At 44.6% G+C, this 24191-nt stretch carries 26 protein-coding genes; 6 read left to right on the top strand and 20 right to left on the bottom strand.

What is annotated here, in order from left to right; translation table 11 throughout:
• Window positions 1-140 precede the first annotated feature (140 nt).
• Entirely contained in the window at window positions 141-1187 is a 1047-nt protein-coding gene (locus BK127_RS04135) for an LCP family protein (protein ID WP_076228730.1), read from the top strand.
• Window positions 1188-1275: 88 nt separating this feature from the next.
• Window positions 1276-1536, top strand: coding sequence for a DUF2533 family protein (locus BK127_RS04130; RefSeq protein ID WP_076228729.1), 261 nt, complete (start codon window positions 1276-1278; stop codon window positions 1534-1536).
• Window positions 1537-1541: 5 nt separating this feature from the next.
• Here BK127_RS04130 and BK127_RS04125 read toward each other — a convergent pair whose 3' ends face one another.
• Window positions 1542-2171: an NUDIX hydrolase gene (locus BK127_RS04125; protein ID WP_076228728.1), complete on the bottom strand. Its 630-nt coding sequence runs from the start codon at window positions 2169-2171 to the stop codon at window positions 1542-1544.
• 170 nt (window positions 2172-2341) lie between these two features.
• On the opposite strand from BK127_RS04125, the gene BK127_RS04120 reads away from it, so the two are divergent.
• Together BK127_RS04120 and BK127_RS04115 are read left to right on the top strand one after the other, a co-directional pair.
• Window positions 2342-3094 (top strand): PAS domain S-box protein, encoded by a 753-nt coding sequence (locus BK127_RS04120; protein ID WP_076228727.1) that lies wholly within the window; start codon window positions 2342-2344, stop codon window positions 3092-3094.
• 517 nt (window positions 3095-3611) lie between these two features.
• Complete coding sequence (locus BK127_RS04115; RefSeq protein WP_076228726.1) at window positions 3612-3920, top strand: hypothetical protein; 309 nt, start codon at window positions 3612-3614, stop codon at window positions 3918-3920.
• A 219-nt stretch (window positions 3921-4139) separates the two neighbouring features.
• Here the strand turns inward: BK127_RS04115 and BK127_RS04110 are convergent, their stop codons facing one another.
• The 11 genes from BK127_RS04110 to BK127_RS04060 form a co-directional block, all read right to left on the bottom strand.
• On the bottom strand, window positions 4140-4400 hold the full coding sequence (locus BK127_RS04110) for an HPr family phosphocarrier protein (RefSeq protein ID WP_076228725.1): 261 nt from the start codon (window positions 4398-4400) through the stop codon (window positions 4140-4142).
• 192 nt (window positions 4401-4592) lie between these two features.
• Window positions 4593-4979 carry an ArsR/SmtB family transcription factor gene (locus tag BK127_RS04105; protein WP_076228724.1) on the bottom strand — a complete coding sequence of 129 codons (387 nt, stop codon included), beginning with the start codon at window positions 4977-4979 and terminating at the stop codon, window positions 4593-4595.
• On the bottom strand, window positions 4966-5388 hold the full coding sequence (locus tag BK127_RS04100) for an SRPBCC family protein (protein ID WP_076228723.1): 423 nt from the start codon (window positions 5386-5388) through the stop codon (window positions 4966-4968). The genes BK127_RS04105 and BK127_RS04100 overlap by 14 nt, the downstream gene beginning before the upstream one ends.
• Before the next feature lie 104 nt (window positions 5389-5492).
• On the bottom strand, window positions 5493-5804 hold the full coding sequence (locus BK127_RS04095) for a DMT family transporter (protein WP_076228722.1): 312 nt from the start codon (window positions 5802-5804) through the stop codon (window positions 5493-5495).
• On the bottom strand, window positions 5804-6154 hold the full coding sequence (locus tag BK127_RS04090) for a DMT family transporter (protein ID WP_076228721.1): 351 nt from the start codon (window positions 6152-6154) through the stop codon (window positions 5804-5806). Before BK127_RS04090 ends, BK127_RS04095 begins: the two co-directional genes overlap by 1 nt.
• Before the next feature lie 201 nt (window positions 6155-6355).
• On the bottom strand, window positions 6356-6622 hold the full coding sequence (locus tag BK127_RS04085) for a hypothetical protein (RefSeq protein WP_372237340.1): 267 nt from the start codon (window positions 6620-6622) through the stop codon (window positions 6356-6358).
• A 59-nt stretch (window positions 6623-6681) separates the two neighbouring features.
• Window positions 6682-7563 carry a methyl-accepting chemotaxis protein gene (locus tag BK127_RS04080; RefSeq protein ID WP_076228719.1) on the bottom strand — a complete coding sequence of 294 codons (882 nt, stop codon included), beginning with the start codon at window positions 7561-7563 and terminating at the stop codon, window positions 6682-6684.
• A gap of 115 nt (window positions 7564-7678) precedes the next feature.
• Window positions 7679-8593: an HPr(Ser) kinase/phosphatase gene (hprK, locus tag BK127_RS04075; protein WP_076228718.1), complete on the bottom strand. Its 915-nt coding sequence runs from the start codon at window positions 8591-8593 to the stop codon at window positions 7679-7681.
• A gap of 71 nt (window positions 8594-8664) precedes the next feature.
• On the bottom strand, window positions 8665-9978 hold the full coding sequence (locus BK127_RS04070) for a hypothetical protein (protein ID WP_076228717.1): 1314 nt from the start codon (window positions 9976-9978) through the stop codon (window positions 8665-8667).
• Window positions 9978-11087, bottom strand: coding sequence for a DUF58 domain-containing protein (locus BK127_RS04065; RefSeq protein ID WP_076228716.1), 1110 nt, complete (start codon window positions 11085-11087; stop codon window positions 9978-9980). The genes BK127_RS04070 and BK127_RS04065 overlap by 1 nt, the downstream gene beginning before the upstream one ends.
• A gap of 11 nt (window positions 11088-11098) precedes the next feature.
• Window positions 11099-12061: an AAA family ATPase gene (locus BK127_RS04060; RefSeq protein WP_076228715.1), complete on the bottom strand. Its 963-nt coding sequence runs from the start codon at window positions 12059-12061 to the stop codon at window positions 11099-11101.
• 265 nt (window positions 12062-12326) lie between these two features.
• Between BK127_RS04060 and BK127_RS04055 the strand changes: the two genes are divergently transcribed.
• The gene (locus BK127_RS04055; RefSeq protein ID WP_076228714.1) at window positions 12327-12590 is read left to right on the top strand and encodes a DUF3997 domain-containing protein; all 264 of its coding nucleotides are present in this window, start codon (window positions 12327-12329) and stop codon (window positions 12588-12590) included.
• Window positions 12591-12705: 115 nt separating this feature from the next.
• Here the strand turns inward: BK127_RS04055 and BK127_RS04050 are convergent, their stop codons facing one another.
• The gene (locus BK127_RS04050; protein WP_076228713.1) at window positions 12706-13884 is read right to left on the bottom strand and encodes a low temperature requirement protein A; all 1179 of its coding nucleotides are present in this window, start codon (window positions 13882-13884) and stop codon (window positions 12706-12708) included.
• A 199-nt stretch (window positions 13885-14083) separates the two neighbouring features.
• Between BK127_RS04050 and xerS the strand changes: the two genes are divergently transcribed.
• The gene (xerS, locus tag BK127_RS04045; protein ID WP_076228712.1) at window positions 14084-15163 is read left to right on the top strand and encodes a tyrosine recombinase XerS; all 1080 of its coding nucleotides are present in this window, start codon (window positions 14084-14086) and stop codon (window positions 15161-15163) included.
• 53 nt (window positions 15164-15216) lie between these two features.
• Here the strand turns inward: xerS and BK127_RS04040 are convergent, their stop codons facing one another.
• From BK127_RS04040 to BK127_RS04010, 7 genes are all read right to left on the bottom strand, one after another.
• Complete coding sequence (locus BK127_RS04040; protein WP_179097378.1) at window positions 15217-16296, bottom strand: hypothetical protein; 1080 nt, start codon at window positions 16294-16296, stop codon at window positions 15217-15219.
• A gap of 242 nt (window positions 16297-16538) precedes the next feature.
• Window positions 16539-18101: a response regulator gene (locus BK127_RS04035; RefSeq protein WP_076228710.1), complete on the bottom strand. Its 1563-nt coding sequence runs from the start codon at window positions 18099-18101 to the stop codon at window positions 16539-16541.
• A 27-nt stretch (window positions 18102-18128) separates the two neighbouring features.
• Window positions 18129-19868: a sensor histidine kinase gene (locus tag BK127_RS04030; protein WP_076228709.1), complete on the bottom strand. Its 1740-nt coding sequence runs from the start codon at window positions 19866-19868 to the stop codon at window positions 18129-18131.
• 22 nt (window positions 19869-19890) lie between these two features.
• The gene (locus BK127_RS04025) at window positions 19891-20724 is read right to left on the bottom strand and encodes a carbohydrate ABC transporter permease (RefSeq protein WP_076228708.1); all 834 of its coding nucleotides are present in this window, start codon (window positions 20722-20724) and stop codon (window positions 19891-19893) included.
• Window positions 20714-21607, bottom strand: coding sequence for a carbohydrate ABC transporter permease (locus BK127_RS04020; protein WP_076228707.1), 894 nt, complete (start codon window positions 21605-21607; stop codon window positions 20714-20716). Before BK127_RS04020 ends, BK127_RS04025 begins: the two co-directional genes overlap by 11 nt.
• 37 nt (window positions 21608-21644) lie before the next feature.
• Window positions 21645-22964 (bottom strand): ABC transporter substrate-binding protein, encoded by a 1320-nt coding sequence (locus tag BK127_RS04015; protein WP_076228706.1) that lies wholly within the window; start codon window positions 22962-22964, stop codon window positions 21645-21647.
• Between the two features lie 190 nt (window positions 22965-23154).
• The gene (locus BK127_RS04010) at window positions 23155-24138 is read right to left on the bottom strand and encodes a Gfo/Idh/MocA family protein (RefSeq protein WP_076228705.1); all 984 of its coding nucleotides are present in this window, start codon (window positions 24136-24138) and stop codon (window positions 23155-23157) included.
• Window positions 24139-24191: the final 53 nt, after the last annotated feature.

Raw genomic sequence — 24191 nt, 5'->3', positions numbered from 1 at the left:
ATTCGATCCAATTTGGATCATTATGAAAAATATTTAAATAAATCAGACCAAATTGTATGAATTCATAGCAATAAAATCTATTTTATGATACATTATGTATCATAACAAATAAAGTAAATAAATGAAGGAAGGTTCGATTTATGTTCAATAGGCTGAGAGGTTTACTTGTATTCATTGTATTAGGACTCGGGCTCATCTACTGGATGATATGGACTTTGCATCCGGATAAGCATTTTACTGCAAAAGCTTTTCCCTTACTTGCTGTGCCAACCTCTTATACTGCAAATCATCTTCCGAACGATGGCTCTAGCTACACCTTCCAGCTTAAACACCAGAACTATGCACAGCTATTAGTAAATACCTATATGGATACTTCAGCTCCAACCTCCTCGTCCCCAACTTCGGATCCCGACCTGAAATCTTTCAATGCTCTGTTAATTGGAGTGGATGCATTAGGCAACGAGAACTCACGCAGTGATGTCATTCTCCTGGTTCATGTCATACCTTCAGCACATAAAGCCGTCATCATTTCAGTACCACGTGATACGCAAGTCCATATAGCCGGAATAGGCAACACCAAAATCAACCATTCCCACATCCTCGGTCAAGCCCATGGCGGCAGTAAGGGAGGAACTGAAGCCGTCATTCAAGCCGTAAGTGATTTGCTGCAGCTCCCTATTCATTATTATGCGAAGACCAATTTCACAGGGTTTGAGCATTTGATCGATGCAGTTGGCGGTGTTGATGTGGATGTACCACACAATATGCTGATTTCGGACTCTCGCATTCTGCTGCGAGCAGGCACCCAACATCTGGACGGCAAGCAGGCTCTGTCATTTGTTAGGGAACGGTACTCTCTTGAGGATGGTGACTTTGGACGACAGGTGGATCAGACTCTATTGATCAAAGCCGTTGTTCATAAAATGCTGCAGCCAGAGCATCTGTCCGAGCTTCCCGGTCTGCTAGCCAAAGTAAAAGATGAAGTCGTTGAAACCAACTTTACAGACAGCGACCTCATCAGCCTAGCCTGGCTGTTTAAAGAGATCGAACGGGATCAAATCAGTCATATTCGGGTTCCGGGGCATCCAGGTATGGAACGCGATCCTTTAGTCGGGATGCCATTGTGGTACTGGATACCTGATTCGCAGCAGATCAGGGAAATCACACGCAAGCTTTCGCAATCCTAAATTCCAGGATTGTTCGAGAGGTTCAAATCATGGTATGATAGCTAGCACAATAATATCATGTCCGACAAGGATTAAGGAGCTGCCCATCATGAGTGTTCACGAAGCCATTACTTCCCATACCCAAAAAATGCACGCGCACCTGGAGGTTTTCCAAGTGCTGGACCTTAAGCGTGAACAAGCCATTGATCAAGCTATCGCCCAATACGCAGCAGGTGAAGCATTCACTGTCGACGAGATCAACAGATACGCTGCCGCTATTAATGAGCATGCCAAGCACGGCATCTCACCAACACGGACTTACATTACCAAAGACATGCTTATCGAATATGTGCAGCGAAGCAGACGTTAGTCTGCCTATCGCTGTAGCCCAAAACCCTTTAGCACCATTTCGTAATAATCCGCAGCATGCGGAACAAATTCGTCACTTGTAAAGCTGCGGCTGACAACTCGCAGAGCTCCCGATTCATCAGGTTCAACACCAACAGCTTCAATGGTATCCTGACTGGTCATTCCGTGGACAAGCCGCAGCACATCATGAATGAATACCCGATACAATCCCGTCACTTCATCCCCCTGAAGTCTAAACGTAGTCAGTGCCTGATTCGTTCGAAACCCATACACATGACAAAACTCCCTATCTATTAATCCGGGTTTAATACATTTATCACTACGATATATACCACACGATATCAGTTCTTCGAACGGTACACCCAGACCGAGCTCCTCCTCCAGCTCCCGATTTCCGTCTTCCACACGTTCACCTGCCTGCAGATGACCGGCACAAGAAATATCCAGCATCCCCGGATACGTATCTTTGTCAGGATGCCGTCTTTGGAACAACAGTGCCGGACCGTCCTCTGCATCTGTTAATATCCAGCATTGAAATGTCTGATGCCATAGACCCTCCCTATGTACTTCTTGTCGAGACGCTGTTCCGATCCAATTCATCTTATTATCATAAATATCAAACCGTTCCTCGTCCATACCCCACCTCTTTTTCCTGTTTGCCCTTAAACTCAAAGAATTCAACGAATAGTATAAAAAGTGATTCATATGAGAAAGAATAGGTTAATTATACAGGAAAATGATCTGCAAAAACGATAATGCTGCGCTACTTCACAATTACCTTGACTTACATAGGAGGCTAACTTAGAATGCGTTCACTTAACGAGCAATTCGCCAATGCCACTGAGGGCATGTTTTATACTTTTGAAGAAAAGGGTACATCCAAATTTATTGAGGTCAATAACGCATTCACCAAGCTTCTCGGTATTCCAAAATCCCGAATATTGAGCATGGAGCTTAACGATATTTTCGCGCCGGAATCATTAAAAAAAATGCCACAAAAACAATTACGCCTGAATCAAAAAGGGTATTTGTACGCGGAAGAAACCCTGTGCGGAGATAATGGGGATAAGCTGACTGTCGAAATTCACAGCAGTAAAATTCGTTGGGAGCAAAAGGACCTGTACTTCCATGTCGTCAAAGAGATTTCCGAGAAAAAATGGCTTACCAGCCAAATTCGCAACAAGCCTGTCGTTGCCTCCGGTCTATTGACTGAGGATCTGGACATCACCGAAATAACTAACCATTATGAGCCATTGCCTTTTATCGAGCCCGCTCAAGGATTTGGCGGAATCTCCTTGCTTACCTTTATTGAGCAAACAGATTGCTTGAAGGTCAAACGATGCATTTCCAAGGTACTGGAATACCGTCAGGAAAAGCAGGTTACTTTTCAAACAGGAAGCTCCTATCCTGCAGATAGCATCAAACTGCGTGCGTTCTTTAAGCCCATTTTCAATGGCAACAATGAGCTTATAAAAATTGCTTTTGTACTATGTAGAGCCGATGGCGTAGAACAAGTAAGTGAAATGCCTATCTCACCCTTGCTTTTGGCATGTTTGTAGAATTTTCAAAATTAACTTGCAATTTGAACTGATAGATGGTATAGTTTATCATTGTATCAATGAATGCACCCCCATCTAGCTTTTCCTCGGTTCACTTATTGTTTCTCTACTCATAAAAATCATTCAAATTCCAACAACCCTAAGAATTTGTAACTGTGTTAACTGATTCACACTGGCGCGGTCTAGGAGCCGCAAGGATGAAAGAGAGGTAGGGCTTTCATTGTTTTAGAACACCTTGTTTTTATGTTTGACCGTAGTAGGCTGCATGACCTATTGATACACTCCAGAAGAGCTCTTTTATTAATTATGGCAAACCTTTGGCTGCGAGTAAGCTGCGTTGGAGCTCTTCTGTTTTATTTTCTACTGTTTTTTTACATAATTATTTACATAATAGGACTAATATATCTGAAAATTCACTTAAATATTTCATGGCTTGTCACCTATTGACGATTTATGTTTAAAGGGATACAGTTACATAAGGTAATTTTTTACACTACATATATAAGAGGTGGATGAAATGAATCAAGAAATTCCTTTAAACAAACCTGCGAATGGTTATCAGGATTCGTATGGACCCCAGGCACCGGTAGTACCCGTCAAAGAATGGATTATTGCACTAATTATTTCAGCTATTCCTATTGTCAACATTGTGATGTGGTTTGTATGGGCATTTGGCGGTAACGCGAATCCTAACAAACAAAGTTTTTTTAAAGCTTATCTACTGCTAGCCGCTATTGTTTTCGTTATCTACGCAGTGATTGCTGTCATCATTATTGCTACTGGTGTTACTGCTGGCTTAAATTCAGGAGTTTTTAGCGATATTTAATTCATTTAAACAAACGTATGAAGAGACTTACTAAAAAACGGGCGCAAGCCCGTTTTTTGTGCGTTCAGACGCCTCCGGGACGGTAATCAATGAACATATCTGCTCTCCTGTAATGCTTTCACCATAATGAAAAAAGGCACAGTCTTCTCATTGTTCGTGAGTGACAGTGCCTTTCTCATACAGCGGTCTTGGTTTGGCTTGGGCTTCCTCAGGTAGAACCTAAGGAGTGTTATTCTCCAGCAAGCTGCTCATTGCATCAATGGCCTCCTGCTCATCCCTTCCTTTGGTTTGAATCGTAATCCGGGTCCCTGTACGCATGGGGATCAGCAGCATTCCCAGAATGCTTTTTGCATCTAAATTTATGTTTTCCCGCTCAAACTTGATCGTGATATCCGAACGGTACGTGCTCGCTTTCTGGGCTACCATTTGTAAATATTGAGGCTGCATGTCGTGAGTAATTTCGATATCATGAACTCTCATTAAGACTCCTCCGTTCAAAGGTCTGCGTTGTTTAGTAGGTTCAATCATTATTGACTCCATATTACAACACAATTCCCGTTATGAGAAGTACATGCAATCGTTTTCATTGAATTTCATTGAATACCTATAAGATCGATGACTCAAAACAAAAAAACACCAACCCAGCAAAGCTTGCGGGCTTGGTGTCAGTGTTCAATATTCTTGCTTAGGACGAATAGATGGACTATTATCAACCTGATCCTGATTATCCGACTCAACATAGTGCTTGAGCATTGCCAATTTATTTTCCCAATGCCGTTCATAGTAGGACAGCCAGCTCTTTAATTCAAGTAAAGGCTCCGAAACAAGCTGATACCTTGTCTCTCGTCCAACCTTTCTTTCCCGGACAAGCCCTGCTTCTGCCAAAATTCGCAGATGTTTTGACACCGCCGTTCGGCTGATTGGAAAATGTCCACTTATGACTGTCACAGACAGCTCCTGGTCGACAAGCAATTGCAGCAAACTGCGCCGGGTAGGATCTGCTATCGCTTGAAACACATCATGCTTCGGTGAAACGATCGCATGATCAGGCTTCAACATAGGTGGCCAGTGATTTGGCAAGCCCAACCCAGCCTTGGGCCATATTGTCTCGAATCATCGTGTGAGATAATCCGAACTCTGTAACTTTTTCGGCATCCCAGCCGGAATGCGTCAGAGTAAATTCTGTTTTATCGTCGAGCTCCACCAGTTCGAACCTGATAGTCCAGTCTTTCCCCCATTGAAAAGCAAGACTATGAGGTGGTTCAACCTCAGTCACTTTACAAGGTGACATCCCGAATGGCCCCGCATTCACCAGAAATTCGTGTCCAGCAACTGGCTGAAAATCATTGGGCATGAACCATGCAGCAATGCCTTCTGAGGTTGCTACAGCACTCCATACTTTTTGAATAGGCGCATTAAGCACCATTTTTTGAACGATATCCGGTAATGATTGAAGTTTGTCTTCCATTTCAATAACCTCCATGTCAATGTTTAAAAAAATACGAAACTATTTGGTTTCGTATCATTATATGACACCTTAAGGTTTCATGTCAACTGCTTGGCCATCTATGATTATCCGATTAATTTTAACCCTACAGCCGAACACAGAATCATCGCAATGAACAAGAGTCGCCGCCATTCCTTCGGTTCTCCGTACATAAACATCCCTACTAATGCGGCACCAATCGTGCCAATTCCAGTCCAAACCCCGTAAGCAGTTCCCATAGGAATAGTTTTCATTGCATAAGATAAGAGCACAAAGCCAATACCAAAGGTAATGATCAGATATAAGGCCGCATCCCACTTCTTCATGGCCAAACGTTTCAGATTGATAACTCCAAGCACTTCAAGACATCCTGCTGCAACTAGTGCTAACCAAGGCATTACTGGCTCCCCCTCTCTGCTTCAGTTCCGGTTTCTTCCGTGGTGACGATCTTCAAGCCAATAACTCCGGCTAACAGTACTGCAATAAGCATAATCTTGGCTACGTTAAATGGTTCACCAAATATAAGCATCTCTACCACTACAGTACCACTGGTGCCAATACCGGCAAAAACAGCATAGACCGTACCAACTGGCAAACGTCTTGCAGCCAGAATAATTACCAGAAAACTTATCATGATAGCTACCGCAGTAGCTGTCCATTCCATAGCAGTTTCTGAATGCTTTAGACCGGTTACCCATACGATTTCCAATATGCCTGAAAGCACCACATAAATCCAATAACGGTTCATATCTCAACCTCTCCTTCTTACGTCATCATCCTACCTAACGTTAATTAGTTAATAATATCACACATCTCATGTTAATTGTCAATCCTCCAGCACAAGCTTTTCGTAGCTTTATACAATTCCAAGATTAGTGGTAGGGGGAGTCCAACCCAAAAAAGCCCGCAGCGTTTGCGGACTGGACTTGTGGCACTATGGACTTCAGTTTTATGCTTCTTTTTGCAGCTTGCTCTTCGCTGCTTCGATTAATTGATCGTAAATATCATCATCTTCCAATAATTCCTCTACCGCTTCAATATCTTCCTCGCCACCAGGCTCGTTCAGGAAGTTCAAGCTATAGCTCCACTCTTTACCTTTTTTACTAAAAAGCATGATTTCATAGGGCTGCTTGTGATTCTCGACTGCAAAAGCAACCTTGCCTACATGTCCATCTTCTTTGCTATAAACCATACTTGCTTCCAATATTTCAACCAAGAGTATCATCCTTCTTTGTTTGTGATTCATTTAATCGTAACACATTACTGTAGGAAGAGCTATGTTAGTGTACTCGCTATAGTGGAGAGCCGCGCGGCTAATCCGGCCATTGTATCGACAGAGGCAACCATTTGATTCGTAGCATCCGCTTGTTCATTAATTCGCTGTGCACTATTTTCGGATGAGCTTGTGATTTTATCCATATTGAGGACGATCTGTTCCGTTAAATCGGCGATTTTCTCGGCATTTTCCTTGGACTGGGCAGACAGCTTGCGAATCTCCTCGGCAATCACACCAAACCCTCGACCATGCTCGCCGCTTCTAGCCGCTTCAATTGCTGCATTTAAACCAAGGATATGCGTCTGCGTTGCAACATTGCGTATGAACTCCAGCATGACTCCGATGTCTTTGGAAATAACCTGAACCTCTTTGATCTGTTGGGCGAGCTGTCTTTCGTTCGTATCAATCTCTCCGGCAGAAGCTGCGATGTGCATGATGCTGCCTGATAAGCCTTGTGCGTTCTCGTGCAGCAGCTTGGACACCTCTTGCAAATCGTTCCCGATCTGCTTAGCCAGCTCATTGTTCGTACTGCGAATCCGGTTGGATAAGCCCTTCATGACGCGCCAAGCCAGAACGATGTCTTCCTTCATCAGCTTGCGGAACGAATCCTCACTAAGCATGACAAGCTCGCTGGCTTGATCCACAATCGCAGTACCACTGCGCGGCATGCCTTCCAGTAAAGACATTTCGCCAAAAAAGTCACCTTGTCGAAGCCTTGCTACCGGGATACTGCTGCCATTTTGCTCAAGAAAAATGTTGACTGATCCCTTTAGCACTACGTACATGTCTTCACCAGCATCACCGGAACGGAAAATAACCTCACCTGATTGCTTTGTAATAACCTGGCCCGCCTCTTTTAACAGCTGCTCATTCATTTCCATAGTTATCTACCTCTACCTCAATGGTTTGTCTTTGTAGGTACCACTCCTTCATACATATTCTATGAATATTCGACCAATTCCTTTATTGCCGTTTTGTAAATGTTTTGTTTATCTTCTAGCCCTGATCATGCTCTAAGCGTTTCATAAAATCCTCTACAGCACTATAGCCCTGCTGACGCAAATACCAGTTGTTCGCTGCAGCTTCAATGAGTCCGGCCACATCACGCCCCGGCTGCAGTTGGATTTCGATATGGGGAATGCGTACGTCCATATACTCAGTAAATTTCTGTTCAAGCTCTAGCTCATTATTAAGCCGATGATCCTCCCATTTGGTCAGCTCGATATCCAGCACGATCCGGGTTTCATCCTGAAAGGCTCTGCGTCCATACAAACGGGAAACATTCACAAGTCCAACACTGCGCAGCGCCAGGAATTCCTTGGTTTTGCCATTATGCGTGCCTACAATCGTCTCGGAGCTGATCTTGCGCAATACCACGATATCATCTGCTACTAGCCGATGACCGCGGTGGATTAAAGTATGGGCCGTCTCACTCTTGCCGACTCCTGACTTGCCGCGAAGCAGGATACCGATTCCAGATACATTGACACAAACGCCATGAATCGCGATCTCGGCTGCCAAAGCCTTGGCCAAATACGTATCCATCAGATCCACAAATTTATAGGTCGGCTCAGGGGTACGAAGTAACGGAATACCCTCTTCCTCGCAGTATTTCTTTAAATATTTCAACCCTTCCTGATTACGTGTGACCACGAAGCACGGTGGATGATATTTAACCACATTTCCAATCCTTAAGTTCCGCTCTTCTTCACTTAGCGTGTGCAAATAATTGATTTCTTTCCTACCTAACACCTGAACGTGTGCATGAGAGAAAAAGTCAAAATAGCCAACAAACTCGAGACCCGGTCGATGAGTCTTGGGCTTGGAAATCATACGCTGCAGCTGACCATGGCCGGCTAGTACTTCCATAGAAAAACGGTTTAACAAATCCTGTACAGTGACGGTTTTCATTGTAGCTACACTCCCCTTAACGAATTATTCGATACTTGATTCTATCTATATGAGTCTTACTTGGCATAAGGTCATTTGGTTTCAACAATCTTTTTCATTGCTTCAATATCAGCGTCCTGAAGAGCCTTGTCACTGTAGCGCGCTTGTTCGTATACGCCTACAATCGGACCGGTTGAGATAGAGGATTGCCTCTTTCCCCAGCGCTGAATATCGTGACTGATTTCCTCCGGGGTCAAATGTTTCTGAAGCTTGTAGCCTTCCTTGGTATGCTTGAGAAGCCATTCACGGTACAAATATCGGGCACGCTCGCGATTATCCATTGCTGCCCATTTCCCTTTGGGATGAAACTGTCCTTGGAGCCACTTTTTGATATTGCCGGTTAAGCTGTTGTTCAAGCTTTTCCAATCCATCAGACTTTCGACGTCATCCTCATATCCGGTATCTTGCTGGTGCATTCCCCTTTGACCCAATCGGAGCATCAGCCATTGAACAAGTCGCTTGATCAACGGAGGAAGTTTTTTGGCTGCAACATATAGCAGGACGAGCACCCCAACAATAAGCGCTGCCCCCACCATGATCATCATGACCTTTTCTAGCCATTGCAGCCAGGCAGCAGGAGGCGGTGTTTCTCCAAGATTCATAGAAGGCGGCGGTGCCACCTCATTATTGACGGGAGGCGGCTCGTTGGATTGACTAAATAATTGCTGAAGCCAAGCAATTATTTGATCTCTTAGCCATAGCAGAGCGGCTTGCAGCTTTCGTATAAACACAATAAGGACGACGATGACTAAAACCAGCACGATCAGAACACGATTTTGCAGCAGTATCCCAGCAGCAAGTACAGGTTCCTTGCTGCCGGATAGCGTTTCCTGCTTCATCATGGTCTGATTGGTCATCAGAAAAGTGATCGCTAATGCCAATAACCCAAAGCCTGTCACAATGGACAAATAGGGCTCAAACGATGGTACAAACTGGAGAACTACTGATGATATAAAATAGATGACCAGACCAATCGCGTATAACGTAACAGGAAACATCATACTCCAGGGTACGGTAACCATGCGCGCGCCGCGGTACATACAGACAGCTGCGATGGGCAGCGTAATAAAAAAAGCATAGGTAGATCCAGACACGCTGTAAGCTGCTATGGCTCCGAGACAGATAACCATCGCCAGCATCGCAAACATTTTGCCGATATTCAGAAGCTGATTCACTGTGAAACCGACAGCATAACAAACGGGCAATGTAATCAGCCACAGCCATAGGCCCACATTCTCTGGAAACAAGTACACACCTATCACCAGCAGCAAAGGAATAACCATGAGCAGCTCTGTACTGCCTTTCAGAGCGGACAGTCCGATGCCGGTCCATTTATGGGTATTCATCAGACGACACCTGCCTCTTCCATAGGTGCTGATTCCTTATTGAGCATCAACAGCTCTACAGCATTACCACTGCGGCGAAGCTGCTCAATGGGCTGAATCATTTTCTCGCTCATATAAGCCGAAATGACGACAATGTCCAAATTGGTAGCTCCTTGCTCCGCTACCTCCTGCAATAAATCATCAAACGGTATTCGCCGTCCTGCAACGAGCTTTGCCATCGTTTCTAACAGGAATGTCATCTGGGCAGGCCCGTTTCTGGCTTCAATATATACGGGATCTGTTGGTAAATCAATCAAATGCGCATTGGTACCGAAACCTGTTTCCATTCCCTGATCAATAGCCTGGGCAGCAATGGCCGCAGCGTAGGAAATGCCCTGCTCGAACAGCTCCTCATCGTTGACCTGACTCCACATTTTGGCATGATCCTCAACATTCAGCAATATCATCAGACGATGATCGGCGGTATAGTCCAGCTGATGTACCTGCAGGCTCCCACTACGGGCTGTAGCCTTCCAGTTAACACCCTTTAATGGATCACCGTAGCGATACTCCCGTGCACCCGAAATCATAAAAGGATCCTCTACAATCCAGCGGCGTACACTTATATCACCCTGCCAGCTGTGTGAGGGCAGACTGAGCACATCCAGATCAGCCAGCTTCGGATAGACGAGCAGTTCCACATTCAGCACAAGCTTAATCGTATTCCGATACACACCCAGCAAGTCACCGCATGTCATAGATGCTGTATTCAGGCGGTAGCAGCCCCGCTTCTTACATACAATCCGATGTCGTCTCGTAATCTGCGTGAAGGGTATCAAGCTGAACAGGCTTTTGTGATTCTGAAACATCGTACCGTCACTAATATCCAGATTACTCTGGTTTTGAAATTTCAGACCTGCATGAATCAACGATTCAAGTCTGAGCCAGGGTACTGGCACCCAATTCCGGTTAGCGATTCTCTCCACCAGTTCAACCTCTTCACCCTCAAAGCAGGCCCGGGTACCAAAAAAACGCTCGTATTTGAGCCCCTTCTGACCCCAGTAGCGGAATACAAGGCCCTGCGCGACAACGATGATAAGAGCCGTTAATATAAACCAATGGATTCCCATACAACCACATCCTATCCGGAAATCAGGCTATCTTCAGTAGGCACGGGTACATCCCGCAAAATAGCGGCAACAATGGCTTCACTCGCCTCGGTGCGGGAACGGAGCGATCCCTTCACGATCAGACGATGAGCAAGCACAGGCTCTGCCATCGCTTTAATATCATCAGGTGTAACGAAATCCCGACCTTTCAGTATCGCCTGCACCTGCGCAGCTTTAAGTAAAGCTTGGCTCCCGCGCGGACTGACTCCGGTTGAAACTTCACTATGAGTTCGGGTCTTCTCCACAATAGCTATCAGATAGGCCAGTATATCATCACTCACCTTCACTTGGGAATAGCTGTCCTGCGCGGCGACAATTTCTTCTGCATCGGCCACACCAAGGATAGCATCGAGCGGATTGGCTTCTTTAAAGCGTTTCAGGATTTGGATGCCTTCTGCAGCATTGGGATATCCCATCTTGATCTTGAATAAGAAGCGGTCAAGCTGGGCCTCTGGAAGCGGAAAGGTTCCCTGATTTTCGACTGGATTTTGTGTTGCGATAACAAAAAAAGGTCGCGTAAGCGTTCTTGTTTCACCATCTATGCTCACTTGTCTTTCCTCCATGCACTCCAGCAGAGAGGATTGAGTCCGTGGTGTCGCGCGATTAATTTCATCAGCCAGCAGCACATGAGTGAACAGGGGCCCTGGCCGGAATTCGAATTCAGACAGCTTTTGATTGAAAAAATGGATACCGCTTAAATCCGATGGCAGTAAATCGGGAGTAAATTGTATTCTTTTAAAGCTGGCTCGAACCGACTTTGCCATCGCTTTGGCCAGCAGCGTTTTGCCTGTTCCCGGCACATCCTCCAACAGCACATGCCCCGATGCTATGATGGCAATTAGCAGCTTATCAATGACATCCTCTTTTCCGACAACCACCCGATTGACATTGTCTCTGATGCTCTGGGCCAAGCTTCTAATTTGCGTAAGCTGCATACAAATAACCTCCATCGATAATTAAGCATGAATGAATCCTTTGTAATCGTTTGCAGTTTAAATGTACCATAAGCGCCGCTGGTGTGCACCTTCCTCGTTTATTGCCACATGCTTTTTAAAATGAAGGTCCGTTCAAAGCAGTTGTGGTAACCTTATCTTGTAATTGGACAGTCATTTTACATTATAATACAATTATTTATGCTTCATAAATTGTAGATAAGCGAAGATCGTGACAAGAAGGATGGGGAGGGTAATTGGTGGTTTGATGAAGATACCTTTGAAGATTAAGCAAATGTTCATAAGTATAACGATCCTGCCATTTTTTATCGTGTCTGGATGTGCTGGATTAGGGGATTATGATGTGCAGCTCCCCAATAAGCTCACTGTAATTCGAAGCTCTGCCCACCAGGTTACAATCTCTCCCCAGATAACCGAGTCGAGCTGGGGCGCTCCTTTAATTCCGACAAAAGTTGTCGAGGTCGGATGGGATGAGAAGTATATACTAGCCAAACAGTCAAAAAAGAGTTAAAAATTTCTGACGATGTGAAACTAAAGGATGTGCAAAGTTACAGGTCATGAGAAGCGGTAATAGCAGTGAGCTACAATGGAGCAATCATTGAATCAGGAACTGTTGCTCACTTGAACTACACTGCTGCCCGCCTTCTTTTGAAAATCAACCTTTCCGATACACCCACAACCACCAGCAGGATAGTAACAAGTAAACCCAGAACAAGGGGAGACAAACTGTGAGCCACGAATATGCATAGAAGTAAGGCTACCGTACCTAATATATAGGGTAAGCAATACTTGCCGGTTACCTCACGCTTAAACAGGGTATTGCCAATCAAATAGATCGCTGGACCGCCAACAATCGCACAGATCGTTTTAGTGTCCATATGCCCTAAGGGATGTGCCAGAACAAGCTCATCACCAACCGCTGTTACAATAATTCCAGCGGCAATCGGTAAATGCAGGTACGTATAAGCGAGGCGCGCCAACCGCCCCGGATCGTTGGAATGTGTAATCTTGTGGTGGCCCGAGTGTGCGCTTGAATCAAAATAAATCCACCACATCGCTACACTGCCAACAAAGGTAATCATGAATGAAAACAAGTTGACAGAGGTCCAGGGCAACGTGCTGAAGGTCGAACCGGTTACCAGAATCGACTCACCCAAGGCTATAATGACAAACAATCCACACCGTTCGGCAAAATGAGCCCCCTCTACCTTCCATACACTTGTTGGTGTACAACCAAGCCTCGGCACCCAAAAACCTACAGACGGTGACATGTACTCAAGTACCAACGCCAATATCCATAACATATACCGAAGCATCTGGCTTTCCACGATACCCCCGGCTATCCAGAAAACACCGGAGACAATAAGCCATACCAGAATCCTGACAAAGCTAAGACGCAAATCCTGATGATCCTTCCCCACTCCCCAAACCATAAATGCAGTTCGTCCAACCTGGATAAACACATAAGCGATAGCAAAGGTCAGTGCCCTTTCCCCAAAAGCGTCAGGTATCGAAGTTGATAAAATCAAACCTGTTAGCATGAGGCCAATGAGCGCAATCCTCACCGGCAGCTTCTCCGGGTCCAGCCAATTCGTGACCCATGAGGTGAATATCCATACCCACCACACCGCCATCAGCAAAAATAAGGTATGCAGTGCCCCGATTAAACTAAAATGCTCCAGCAAATAATGTGACAGCTGCGTAACGGCAAATACAAAGACCAGGTCAAAAAACAATTCAATAAACGTAACCTTGCCGTTTTCATGGCCGGATCCGCCTCTCATAAGACTCAACGATTTCACCATTATTTAACTCCCTATTATATCGAATAGAAATCCACTACCTATCTCTTATGCCATAATAAAAGATTTATTGGTAACAATCAATTGCGTGTTTGTTAATAAACAGCTGGATTCAGGACGGCAGAGACTGATTCCGATTTGCAATATCTCCTCTCTGTACTATACTTAAACGTATCTGTACATAAATTTGAGGTGCTTACTAATGAATATTTTGAAAGTAAAAGACCGTCAGGAGCTGGATAAAAAAATACCTACGATGCCTTGGTACGTAGAGAAATTTATCAATTTCAAGCTTCCAGACCTCTCCCCTTCCTCACTGCTGGAGTATGTGCGGGATTATGAAACCTTTTTCTCGTGGATGCTTGCGGAAGGTCTGGCTGAAGCCGATTCGATGAAACACTTACCGATTGAAGCACTGGAGAAGCTGCATATGGAAAGCATCGATAACTTCCGGATGTTTTTGATGACCCGTACCGAGCATACGAACAGCCGTGTTACGATTTCGCGCAAGCTGTCCTCGCTTCGTTCGTTATTTCATTATTTAAGTCAAATCGCCGAGGACGAAGAGTTTTATCCTCTGCTAAAGAGAAATGTGATGGCCAAAGTCGAGATCAAGCGGACCCATAAACCGAAGGATACGGCAGCCAAGCTTGAAGGCAAGCTGCTGCAGGAGCAGGAAATACATGAATTCATAGCATTTGTTGAGCATGGGTATGGTGAAGAGGTTGCTGGGAATAAGCAGGCCCTGTACTCCTACCACATCAACAAGGTTCGTGATGCCTGCATTATCAGACTGGTGCTGAACTCGGGTCTTCGTGTCTCGGAGGTTGTTAATCTGAACGCCGACGATATCGATATTAAGAAAAAGCTTGCTTATGTATACCGCAAGGGCTCTAACGATGATACTTTCAAAACACCGGTGTATTTCCGTCAAGATGCAACTGAGAATCTTATGGCCTATATGGACATGCGGCAGACGCAGTATAAAGCTCCACGTAAAGAAAAAGCCCTCTTTCTTGCCATTGCAAACGGCAAAAAAGAAGGGGAACGGATGACCAAGCGAGCCATTCAGGAAATGGTCATTAAATATGCCAAACGGTTCGGCAAGCCTTATTTGTCAGTTCATAAGCTGCGGCATTCATTTGCTACCGATTATTACCTACGAAACGATTTATACAAAACTCAGGAGCAGCTGGGACACGCTTCGCCGGAAACTACACAGATTTACGCCCATTTGACTGACAAAACGATGGCGCAGGCGATTGATAATGAGAAGGAATGAGGCCATGTAGACAGTACTAAAAAGCCATTTGAACGACTACTTACCAAATATTCTTATCTCTTCACCCATTCATTTCCATTTAGACCGATAAAATGGTACCAGACACCACTCTGTTCTGTATCCCACTTCTCGAAGGCGTGTACGGCTTGTGGGCTATAGAAACCTTTGGCGTGAGCCGTTTTCTCTTCAATAGGATGGTCAAAGGTTTGATCCTCCAAGGTCAATTGTAGCTCTTCATCTGTGGGCACGATCTCGATAGGACGCTCTAATAAAGCTCGCTCTGGATTCACCCATTTGTCTCCCTGAGGTGTCTTTACATGCTTCCATTGCTCACCTGAAGCTTCGAAGGCTTCGTACTCCCCAGGCTGAAGCCAATAAATCATACTATTATCTAAAGTAGGCTTTTCAAAATAACGGGTTTGGACTGGCAATTGGACAGTTTCCTGAATAGGCTTATAAGAAATGACAGCTTGATTGTGGGGAGCTACCCAACGATCACCTTGCGGCAGATGGAATTTATACCACAGCTCTCCACTCGGACCCAGGAAGCCATGAGTATCCCATGTTCCCACTATTGGCAAGGTTTGCGGCAGCAAAGGCTCAGCAGCGGCTTCGATACGATAAGGATATGGATATGCCGTTTCCGCTGCTTCCAGCTTCAGATCGAACGAAATCGGTGTTACATGAATATCCTCAACCAATGCTGGTTTCAACAGCCATTTATCCCCGAGCCAAGTATGTATGCGATACCAGCTGCCACCACCACCCAAAAAAGACATGGCATTAGAGCCACGTAATTGCGAATATGTAATAGAAGCATCGGACTGCAGCCTTTGTGGAGCTAGCTTTAAACCGTTTGTCAGCGTATTAGGCTGATCATACAAATAAGTGTCAAAAATCGTCGTAATCCATCGTTCCTCCTCATGTAATAATCCGTTCATTACCCGATCATCTGCACGTATCCACATGTTGCCCAGCCACGTGGTCTCAATTAAATACCAAGTAATATCAACAGGCTCATCCGGTCTCCACTCTCGATCAACGTCAACAACCTTCACCGATTGCAGCGGGCCCAGGCTTGCCAAAGCTTCCTTGGGATTGTTGTAGTCCTTGTACAGCTCCGTGTCTGCCACAATTATAATGTACTGGGGCTTTACGTTGATCACTGCCCCAACAGGTCTTGGAAAATTAGAAAATGCCAGCAAACATATTCCTGTAGTTACAACAAATCTGATAAAAAGAGACCCTCGGGTAGAAAAATTCATTATTCACACTCCTCGTCAGCCTTATTACATAAACGATAGTCATATCCAATAAGTTGCGAGAAGTTCCAATAATTTACTTAAATTCCATAAAACATAATGCAACTATTCCCCTATATATCGGGATGACCAAATCCCTTTCGTTGATATTCTGAGGGAGAAACACCCTTTTGCTTTTTGAACACTTGTGTAAAATATTTATAATCCCGAAAGCCGACATTCCAGCTAATTTCATACAGAGCCGCAGTGGACTTGGCTTGCAGCTGCCTCGACGCTTCCTCGATCCGAATTCGATTCAGAAATGCCGTATACGAAACGCCCATTTCCTGCTTGAATTTATGGCTAAAATAGTTGGGAGACTGTTGAATATACGCTGCCACTTCTTTTACAGAAATATCTTCATGAAAATGATCGTACATATAGCTGATTGCCTTGGCTACGCCTTTCATATTCGGGAGTGGTTGACCATTTTGTACTTGCTCATAAGCAATCCGATACAGATGGAGCACATAGCTGCGAAAACCTTCAATCGATTCGATCTGCTCCAATGAATGATCACGATTCCACTCTGCATGGTTAGGCTGGATAGAAACACATGGCATTCGTTTCAGCTCCTGCTCGGCAATCCAAGCATATTGTCTGCATATCCCTCGAACTTCCCCCAACAGCCGGTTCCGTTCTTGCAAGAACACGTCGAATTCCCTGTCGATGCAGCTTTGTAAAGAGGCGAAGGAAGGCTCATGGAATCCTCTTGAGAGTTCATCCTCTGGCGGTGTATAGGTTCTACTCCGTACTTCTTTCCGGTCAGGAACCTCGTAATAATAATACATAGCCCGTGGTCCACCGTATAACCTCAATTGAATAGCTTCCAACGCCTGCTCATATAATCTGGGGAGATGCGCTACTTCTTCTTCGTTGCTGATGCCTATCGTCATGCTGATATGGCAATGCTCCAGCAGCACCGCTTGAACCTGCTTCCACCATTTCTCCAGCTCAAAAACGCGGTTGTCCGAGTTCATAATCAGCATATAGTCCCTGGGAGAAAGCCTATGTATCATCCCTGGTATTTTGTGAGCTTCTCTGTTCAACAATTGTTGAATGCGTTCTTGATGATGAGTAAGAACATCTCCAAGCACCGCATCCCCTTGCAAGTAACAAATCCGAAGCGGAATCCCAGGCTTCCACTTGATACTGTGAGTAAGCATCTCTAACATATTCGGTGTCTCTGTGAATGTGTTGTTTACAATATCACGAACAAGTCGATCACTCCAATATTCTTGGAACCAGTTGGCCTGACTTTTTTCTTTTTCAATCGTTTCGATAGCCTTCTTGACCAGATTGAGCAGTCGTTTTATATTGACAGGTTTCAACTCATAATCGATGACCCCATATTGAAGGGCTTCCTTGACATATTCAAATTCGGAATAACCACTCAAAATAATAAACTTGCAGGAAGACGATAAGTCTCTCACAGACTTAATCAATGCCAGACCGTCCATCCTCGGCATCCTAATATCCGTGATAATGATTTCAGGATTGTACTGCTTGAAGAGCTGCAGCGCGGTGACCCCATTATCCGCAATGTACACCTCATCCAATCCTAATGATTCCCAATTCATACCTTCCTGCAAACCCGTTCGAATTTGAATTTCATCATCGACAATGAGCATTTTCATAAAGCTTGTATCACCTCGATTATATGACTATACGTCTTCGTGTCTTAAAATTGCCGGAAGTACAATTACTACCTTCGTCCCTGTGCCAAGCTCACTGCTAAAAAGAATCCCAAATTCAGGTCCATACTTCAACTGAAGACGATTGTGTATATTTTTAAGCGCATAACCTGAATGTGACTCCTCACCGTCAAGCAGCCTGCGGATACGGTTCTCATCTGCCCCGATTCCATTATCCTCTACACAAATTCGGGTAAAAGCCGCCTCCTGTACAATCGAAATATGGATGAAGCCTTGCTCAATCCTATCCGCAAAGCCATGCTTGATTGAGTTCTCAACCAATGGCTGTAAAATAAAATGCGGGCACTCGTACTGAAGCAAATGCTCCTCCACTTGTACCTCGAACTCATAAATGTGATTGAACCGGAAATTGAGAATGATCATATAATTGCGCACATGCTCTACCTCTTGCTCAATCGTGGTGATTTGATGCTCCTGGGTTAACGAATATCTGAACATGTTGGAGAGCACCTCCAACTGATCGGCAACCGAATCCACCTGATGCCTGATAGCCACCCAACGAATGGATTCAAGCGTGTTATACAAAAAATGGGGATTAATTTGCATACTCAGCATTTGCAGCCGGGCTTCCTTTTCCTTTAATTGACTGTGATACACCTTATTGATCAGATCTTTAAGCTCCAAGCCCATGGCTCTAAAATGAAACACCAGCTGCCCGATTTCATCCTTTTGTTGAACATCGAGCTTAATTTCCAGATTGCCGCGCTTAACCTTATCCATTTCGCGCTTCAGCAGCTTTATGGGACGAATAATGCGGTTGTTTTGGATAACAGAGAAAATAATCCCAAATAGCAAACAGATCGACAATGCGACAACAATCAATATCCCGAGAAACTTCTGCGGTTCATTAATTTGCGAGTCTGGAACCACTTTGATCACATGCCAACCTGGATTTGGCAGCTTATAATAAAATACAGAAACCTTTTCCCCATTGATCGCGGAGCGAAAATTCCCCTCAATGCCAGACATAACCTGCTGAACATAGTGCAGCTGTCCGATATGGTTTCCGATCTCACCTTTGTTCTTGGAAGAGACGATTTGCCCATGGCTATCGATAATAACCATTCCGTCATTTTGCCAAGCATCATTCTCAGTGTAAGCCTGCTCCAGCGCTTGTTCGGGGATGGTTAATATTTCAACAGAAATAACAACAAATGAATTAAGATCATTAACGGCTCTAAACAAAGAGACGACATATTCATTTTCACTCGGATTTTGATAGGAATGCAGCTTATAAGTGCCGGTCCATACCGGAACTCCTTTTTGATGGATCGCTTGCTGGAGCAGCTCCTGGTTAACCTCATTCTCATAGTAACCGAACCGGTAAATCGGCTTCGTATTGTTTATAAGGAGAAAAGAGTGCAGGTAAGGCTGCACTCTAATTTCCTGCTGCAAAAAATAATTGAGTCCATTCGTACGCACTACGAATTCATACGGATAAGATTGCTCGTTCAAGTTCGATAGCTGCTGGACATCTTCATTGCCCAACAACTTATCAGATAAATATTCTGTATTGGAGACGATTTGATTCAAGCGAAACTCGGTTTGCTTAAAGGATTGAAAGACGGCCTCTCTCGACTTGGAACCGATAATATCGGACGAAATCGCGAGGATTAAGAAGGACGCTGCCATTAACGGAAGGATAACAAGCACAAACAAATATACAAAAAATTTGGTTTGGATAGACATGGTTTATATTCTCCAATTGGTATCACCCTTTTACTGCACCGCTCGTTAATCCTCTTACAAAATACTTTTGTGAACATAAAAATATGACAACGAGCGGAACCATGACAATACATATGGCCGCGGAAAGCGGTCCCCAATCTGTGCCCATCTGCGTTTGAAAAGCAATAATGCCAAGTGGTATGGTTCGAAATACCGAAGCTGACATGGAAACGGTTGTCCAGAGCAGCTCTCCCCATAACCCAAAATTCAAAATGGCCACCGTCAATAGTGTCGGAATCATGATGGGTACGATCACTTTTACAAAAACCAGCATATCGTTCGCCCCGTCAACCTTGGCTGCTTCCAGAAGCTCGTTCGGAATGGATTGAAAGAAATTACGCAATATAAACGTTGCCGTGGGCACTCCCCATCCAATAAACGGAAAAATAAGCGTATAAGCTTCATTTAACAGCCTAAGCTTACTCATCATGATATAGAACGGCATAATGATCGATTCGGATGGAAACATCGTTGGAATGAGAATGAACAGCATCAGGAGCTCCGCCTTGGGAATACGTAATCTCGCCAAAGCATATCCTGCCAATGAAGCAAATAACACGATGCCGATAATAGAAATCGATACGACATAGGTACTGTTTAATAAATAGCGCCCGATTCCGCCGTCAATGAGTGCCTTCGAATAATTAAACCACTCGATACGTTCCGGCAGTGCCCATATGTTCTGTAAAAACTGCTGTGTGGATTTAAAAGATGTCATCAATACAAAGAGCAGCGGGAATAACGTAAGCAGTGTTAATAGTAGAACGGTAACTCTGGGTATCCAGACGATGGCTGTGGTTTCTCTATTAATATTCATACGTCTCTCCCCCTAGTAACCGTCTCGCTATAAGTACAGTCAACAGCAATATTCCTGTAAACAAGGCTCCCATCGATGCTGCATAACCGAATTCATTGTAATTGAATGCGGTATCGACCATATACAAGGATACTGTCTTCGACATTGTCCCCGGACCGCCGTTCGTTAAAATTCTCACCGAGTCGTAAGTTCGGAAGGCTGTGATCAAGGACAGCACCACGCACAATTGGATAATCGGCTTAAGTAATGGCAGCACAATGAGTATGAATTGACGCATGTACCCGATACCATCCATCCTGCTTGCTTCAAATATGGACTTCGGTATAAGCTGCATGGCCGTGAAACAGAGCATCATCGTAATGCCCATATTCTTATACACATCTACAAGTACAATACTTGGCAGGACGGTTTCCGGTTCACCCAACCATACCCGCGTCAAATGCTCCAAGCCAATCGCTTCCAGTGCTTGATTCAATACACCTTCAGGACTATAAATAAAAGTAAACAAAATCGCAATAATCGTTGTCGGAACCATCGAGGGAGTGAACAGAGCAAATCGGTAAAACGCTCCCTCTTTATTCCCCAACGGGTAGATCAGGGCTGCCAGCATAATGCCGATAACGACAGAAAACAAGGTGATAAAAATGCCCAGGAACGTTGTATTATAAAAGCTAATAAGAGCAGTACGGTCAGCAAAAATATGAATGTAATTATCGAATCCAATCCAGTTTCTCGTTAGAAACCCATCCCACTCCTGGAAAGACAAAATCAAGTTCCATATGAAAGGAACATAGGAAACAAACAGGATCAGGAACAAGACAGGAGCCAAAAATACAAATCCAAGGACTGTACTGCCGAGTAAATTACCTTTACGGTTGTTCATCCATGTTTCTCTCCATTATCTAAACTTAGCTATGTTGTCACTTCTTTTTAAGTGCTTCCTGACGTAAGGCTTCCAGATCGCTAATAATTTCTTTGAAATCGGAGCCCTTCAGGAAAAGTTTAGGTAAAAGCTGGTTCCTGAAATATTCATCGATCTTGCTGTCCACATAGGTGAATCCCGGCGGATTGGTAATCGCATGCTTATACAAAGCACCAATCTGAGTAACTATCGGATTCGTATACTTAACATTCACGTTGGAAACCAGGAAGCCAGCATCCGCATGAATTTGCATATATTCCTGGCTGGTCAGTTTTTTGATAATTTCGACTGCTGCTTCTTTGTTGGCTGCGTTCGCCGGAATCATAAATCCGTCCGCACTGCCTGTGTAAGCCAGCTTGTTGCCCATGGTCGGAACCGGTAAAGCAACGACTTTAAATTTCGAATTCGTTGTTACCGTTGCCGCAAGTGAGGAGGCTTCGCCAATCATAGCTACTTTACCTTGGTAGAAAGCGGATTGCTCCTCGTCACGCTTAATCGTCAAAGCGCCCTTACCCGGGTACCAGTAATCGTTATCATTTAATTTTTTCAGGTTTTCAAGCATCTTGGTAAACATAGGGTCTGCGATTGGAATTTGCAGCTTTGATAATTCATCCAGCTTGTTCTGTGCTTCCCCAATGCTTTGTAAACCTTCCCGCGGTAAAATGATGGCTTGATCGTTAGCTGCACCGAACGGATATACGCCGGTCTTCTCCTTGATTTGCTTCAAGGTATCCAGGAATTGCTCCCAGTTCCAGTTGTCCGGAATTTTAACTCCAGCTTTATCTAGAAGATCCTGGTTGGCGTAGATGAGTGGGAATACACCACTGATCGGAACACCATAAGTTTGCGAACCATACTTGCCAGTGTCCAGCATGGAGGTAAATTGCTTTCTCCATTCGCCCCCGTTCGCATCCAAATACGGTGTTAAATCGGTTACCATCTTGGAGTCAATCATCGTCTTCAAATTGTTGGGCCAATACGCATAAATATCTGCCGGCTGTCCGGAAGCGATACCTGTCTTCACGACTTTTTCCAGGTTACCCCAATCCACCGGAATCGTTTGAATATCGTATTTGCCTTTGAAATCTGCTTTCAGCTTTTCAAGCATGGGGACAAAAGACGGAAATTCTTTAATGTCACCGTAAAGCACTACTTTTTTGGGAGCTCCACTCGTGGAGCCTTCGGGCGGCTTGGCCGCATCCGGTTTCTTTGCGGTGTCCGATGTACCCGTAGCGGAATTACCTGAATCTTTCGCACATCCAACTAATGCGGTCATGGACATGAGAAACACTGAAAAGACTAACAACCCTTTTTTCAAATCGAATACCCCCAGCTTATTGATATCGCCATTACCGATTCTTTATTATTGTAAGGGTTTTCTTTTTGAAGCAGTAGGTGACAAAACTTCGATAAGTTCGATAATTCTACGAATGGAGATTGGCATGAAAAGAGCCCTTAGCAATTACACCAGGGGCTTCTCCATAATAACCGATAACGACTCCAATCATTTATTCAGACGGATATTTCATTCCCCATCCACCGCGAAGCGCATCCATTGTTCTCATAATGCCTAACGATTCATCCAGCGGCATAATGTCGCTTTCAATTTTTCCTTCTCGAAGACAACGCATCGCTTCGGCTGCTTCATACATGTAACCTATCGGTGCAGCGCAATCCTCAAAGCGCTCTACCTGTTTTCCGTACACGGACAATTCCGCTGTTTTGGCATTCCAGAATGACGGCACTCGAATTTCGCCTTCCGTTCCGGAAATAATGGTTTCGTGCTTTGTTTTTATACGAAGTGCCGCCATCAGATTGGCCGTTTGTCTTCCCTCATAGCCAAATAAAGCTGAAAATTCTTCATCCACGCCAGTTGTCCCGATATGAGCCAGACTTTGAATGGTAGAAGGCTGCGTGCCATATATCATCGAGATAAAAGATACACAATAAATGCCGACATCCAATAAAGTCCCTCCAGCGAGCTTCGGGTTAAACAGTCTACTTTCCGGTATCCATTCAGCACGATTACCGAATCTTACATCAACCATACGTACGTCCCCGATTGCTCCGCTCGCCAGCCATTCCCTCACTTTATGAATCGTCGGTAAAAACCGCGTCCACATAGCCTCCATAAGGAATACCTGCTTCTCGCGGGCAACTTGGATCAGCTCCTCCAATTCGGCAGCATTCACTGTGAACGACTTCTCGCAAATTACGGCTTTACCACCCAATAGGCAAGCTAACACGTTCTCTCTGTGCTCAGAGTGCGGAGTTGCCACATAGATGATGTCCACATTCGGATCCTGAATAAGTGCTTCATAGCTGCCATAAGCATTCGGGATGCTGTGCTTCGCCGCGAACTCAGCTGCTCGTTCCTCGGAACGTGAACCCACAGCGACAATCTGCGCTTCGGGAAGATGCGCCAAATCTTTGGCAAATGCATTTGCGATACGGCCTGGACCAAGAATCCCCCATTTGATCTTTTGATTCATGGATAAACACCTCGTTTTATAAAATTAGTCATACTTCAACCTATTCTGTAAGC

The sequence above is a fragment of the Paenibacillus sp. FSL H7-0331 genome (assembly GCF_001956045.1).
The sequence above is the reverse complement of the archived record's forward strand: the minus strand, read 5'-3'. Positions and strand labels throughout refer to the sequence as shown.

Coding starts and splice junctions, on each gene's coding strand:
- BK127_RS04135 (WP_076228730.1), top strand. CDS start 141: ATGTTCAATAGGCTGAGAGGTTTACTTGTATTCATTGTATTAGGACTC.
- BK127_RS04130 (WP_076228729.1), top strand. CDS start 1,276: ATGAGTGTTCACGAAGCCATTACTTCCCATACCCAAAAAATGCACGCG.
- BK127_RS04125 (WP_076228728.1), bottom strand. CDS start 2,171: ATGGACGAGGAACGGTTTGATATTTATGATAATAAGATGAATTGGATC.
- BK127_RS04120 (WP_076228727.1), top strand. CDS start 2,342: ATGCGTTCACTTAACGAGCAATTCGCCAATGCCACTGAGGGCATGTTT.
- BK127_RS04115 (WP_076228726.1), top strand. CDS start 3,612: ATGAATCAAGAAATTCCTTTAAACAAACCTGCGAATGGTTATCAGGAT.
- BK127_RS04110 (WP_076228725.1), bottom strand. CDS start 4,400: ATGAGAGTTCATGATATCGAAATTACTCACGACATGCAGCCTCAATAT.
- BK127_RS04105 (WP_076228724.1), bottom strand. CDS start 4,979: ATGTTGAAGCCTGATCATGCGATCGTTTCACCGAAGCATGATGTGTTT.
- BK127_RS04100 (WP_076228723.1), bottom strand. CDS start 5,388: ATGGAAGACAAACTTCAATCATTACCGGATATCGTTCAAAAAATGGTG.
- BK127_RS04095 (WP_076228722.1), bottom strand. CDS start 5,804: ATGCCTTGGTTAGCACTAGTTGCAGCAGGATGTCTTGAAGTGCTTGGA.
- BK127_RS04090 (WP_076228721.1), bottom strand. CDS start 6,154: ATGAACCGTTATTGGATTTATGTGGTGCTTTCAGGCATATTGGAAATC.
- BK127_RS04080 (WP_076228719.1), bottom strand. CDS start 7,563: ATGGAAATGAATGAGCAGCTGTTAAAAGAGGCGGGCCAGGTTATTACA.
- hprK (WP_076228718.1), bottom strand. CDS start 8,593: ATGAAAACCGTCACTGTACAGGATTTGTTAAACCGTTTTTCTATGGAA.
- BK127_RS04070 (WP_076228717.1), bottom strand. CDS start 9,978: ATGAATACCCATAAATGGACCGGCATCGGACTGTCCGCTCTGAAAGGC.
- BK127_RS04065 (WP_076228716.1), bottom strand. CDS start 11,087: ATGGGAATCCATTGGTTTATATTAACGGCTCTTATCATCGTTGTCGCG.
- BK127_RS04060 (WP_076228715.1), bottom strand. CDS start 12,061: ATGCAGCTTACGCAAATTAGAAGCTTGGCCCAGAGCATCAGAGACAAT.
- BK127_RS04055 (WP_076228714.1), top strand. CDS start 12,327: ATGAAGATACCTTTGAAGATTAAGCAAATGTTCATAAGTATAACGATC.
- BK127_RS04050 (WP_076228713.1), bottom strand. CDS start 13,884: ATGGTGAAATCGTTGAGTCTTATGAGAGGCGGATCCGGCCATGAAAAC.
- xerS (WP_076228712.1), top strand. CDS start 14,084: ATGAATATTTTGAAAGTAAAAGACCGTCAGGAGCTGGATAAAAAAATA.
- BK127_RS04035 (WP_076228710.1), bottom strand. CDS start 18,101: ATGAAAATGCTCATTGTCGATGATGAAATTCAAATTCGAACGGGTTTG.
- BK127_RS04030 (WP_076228709.1), bottom strand. CDS start 19,868: ATGTCTATCCAAACCAAATTTTTTGTATATTTGTTTGTGCTTGTTATC.
- BK127_RS04025 (WP_076228708.1), bottom strand. CDS start 20,724: ATGAATATTAATAGAGAAACCACAGCCATCGTCTGGATACCCAGAGTT.
- BK127_RS04020 (WP_076228707.1), bottom strand. CDS start 21,607: ATGAACAACCGTAAAGGTAATTTACTCGGCAGTACAGTCCTTGGATTT.
- BK127_RS04010 (WP_076228705.1), bottom strand. CDS start 24,138: ATGAATCAAAAGATCAAATGGGGGATTCTTGGTCCAGGCCGTATCGCA.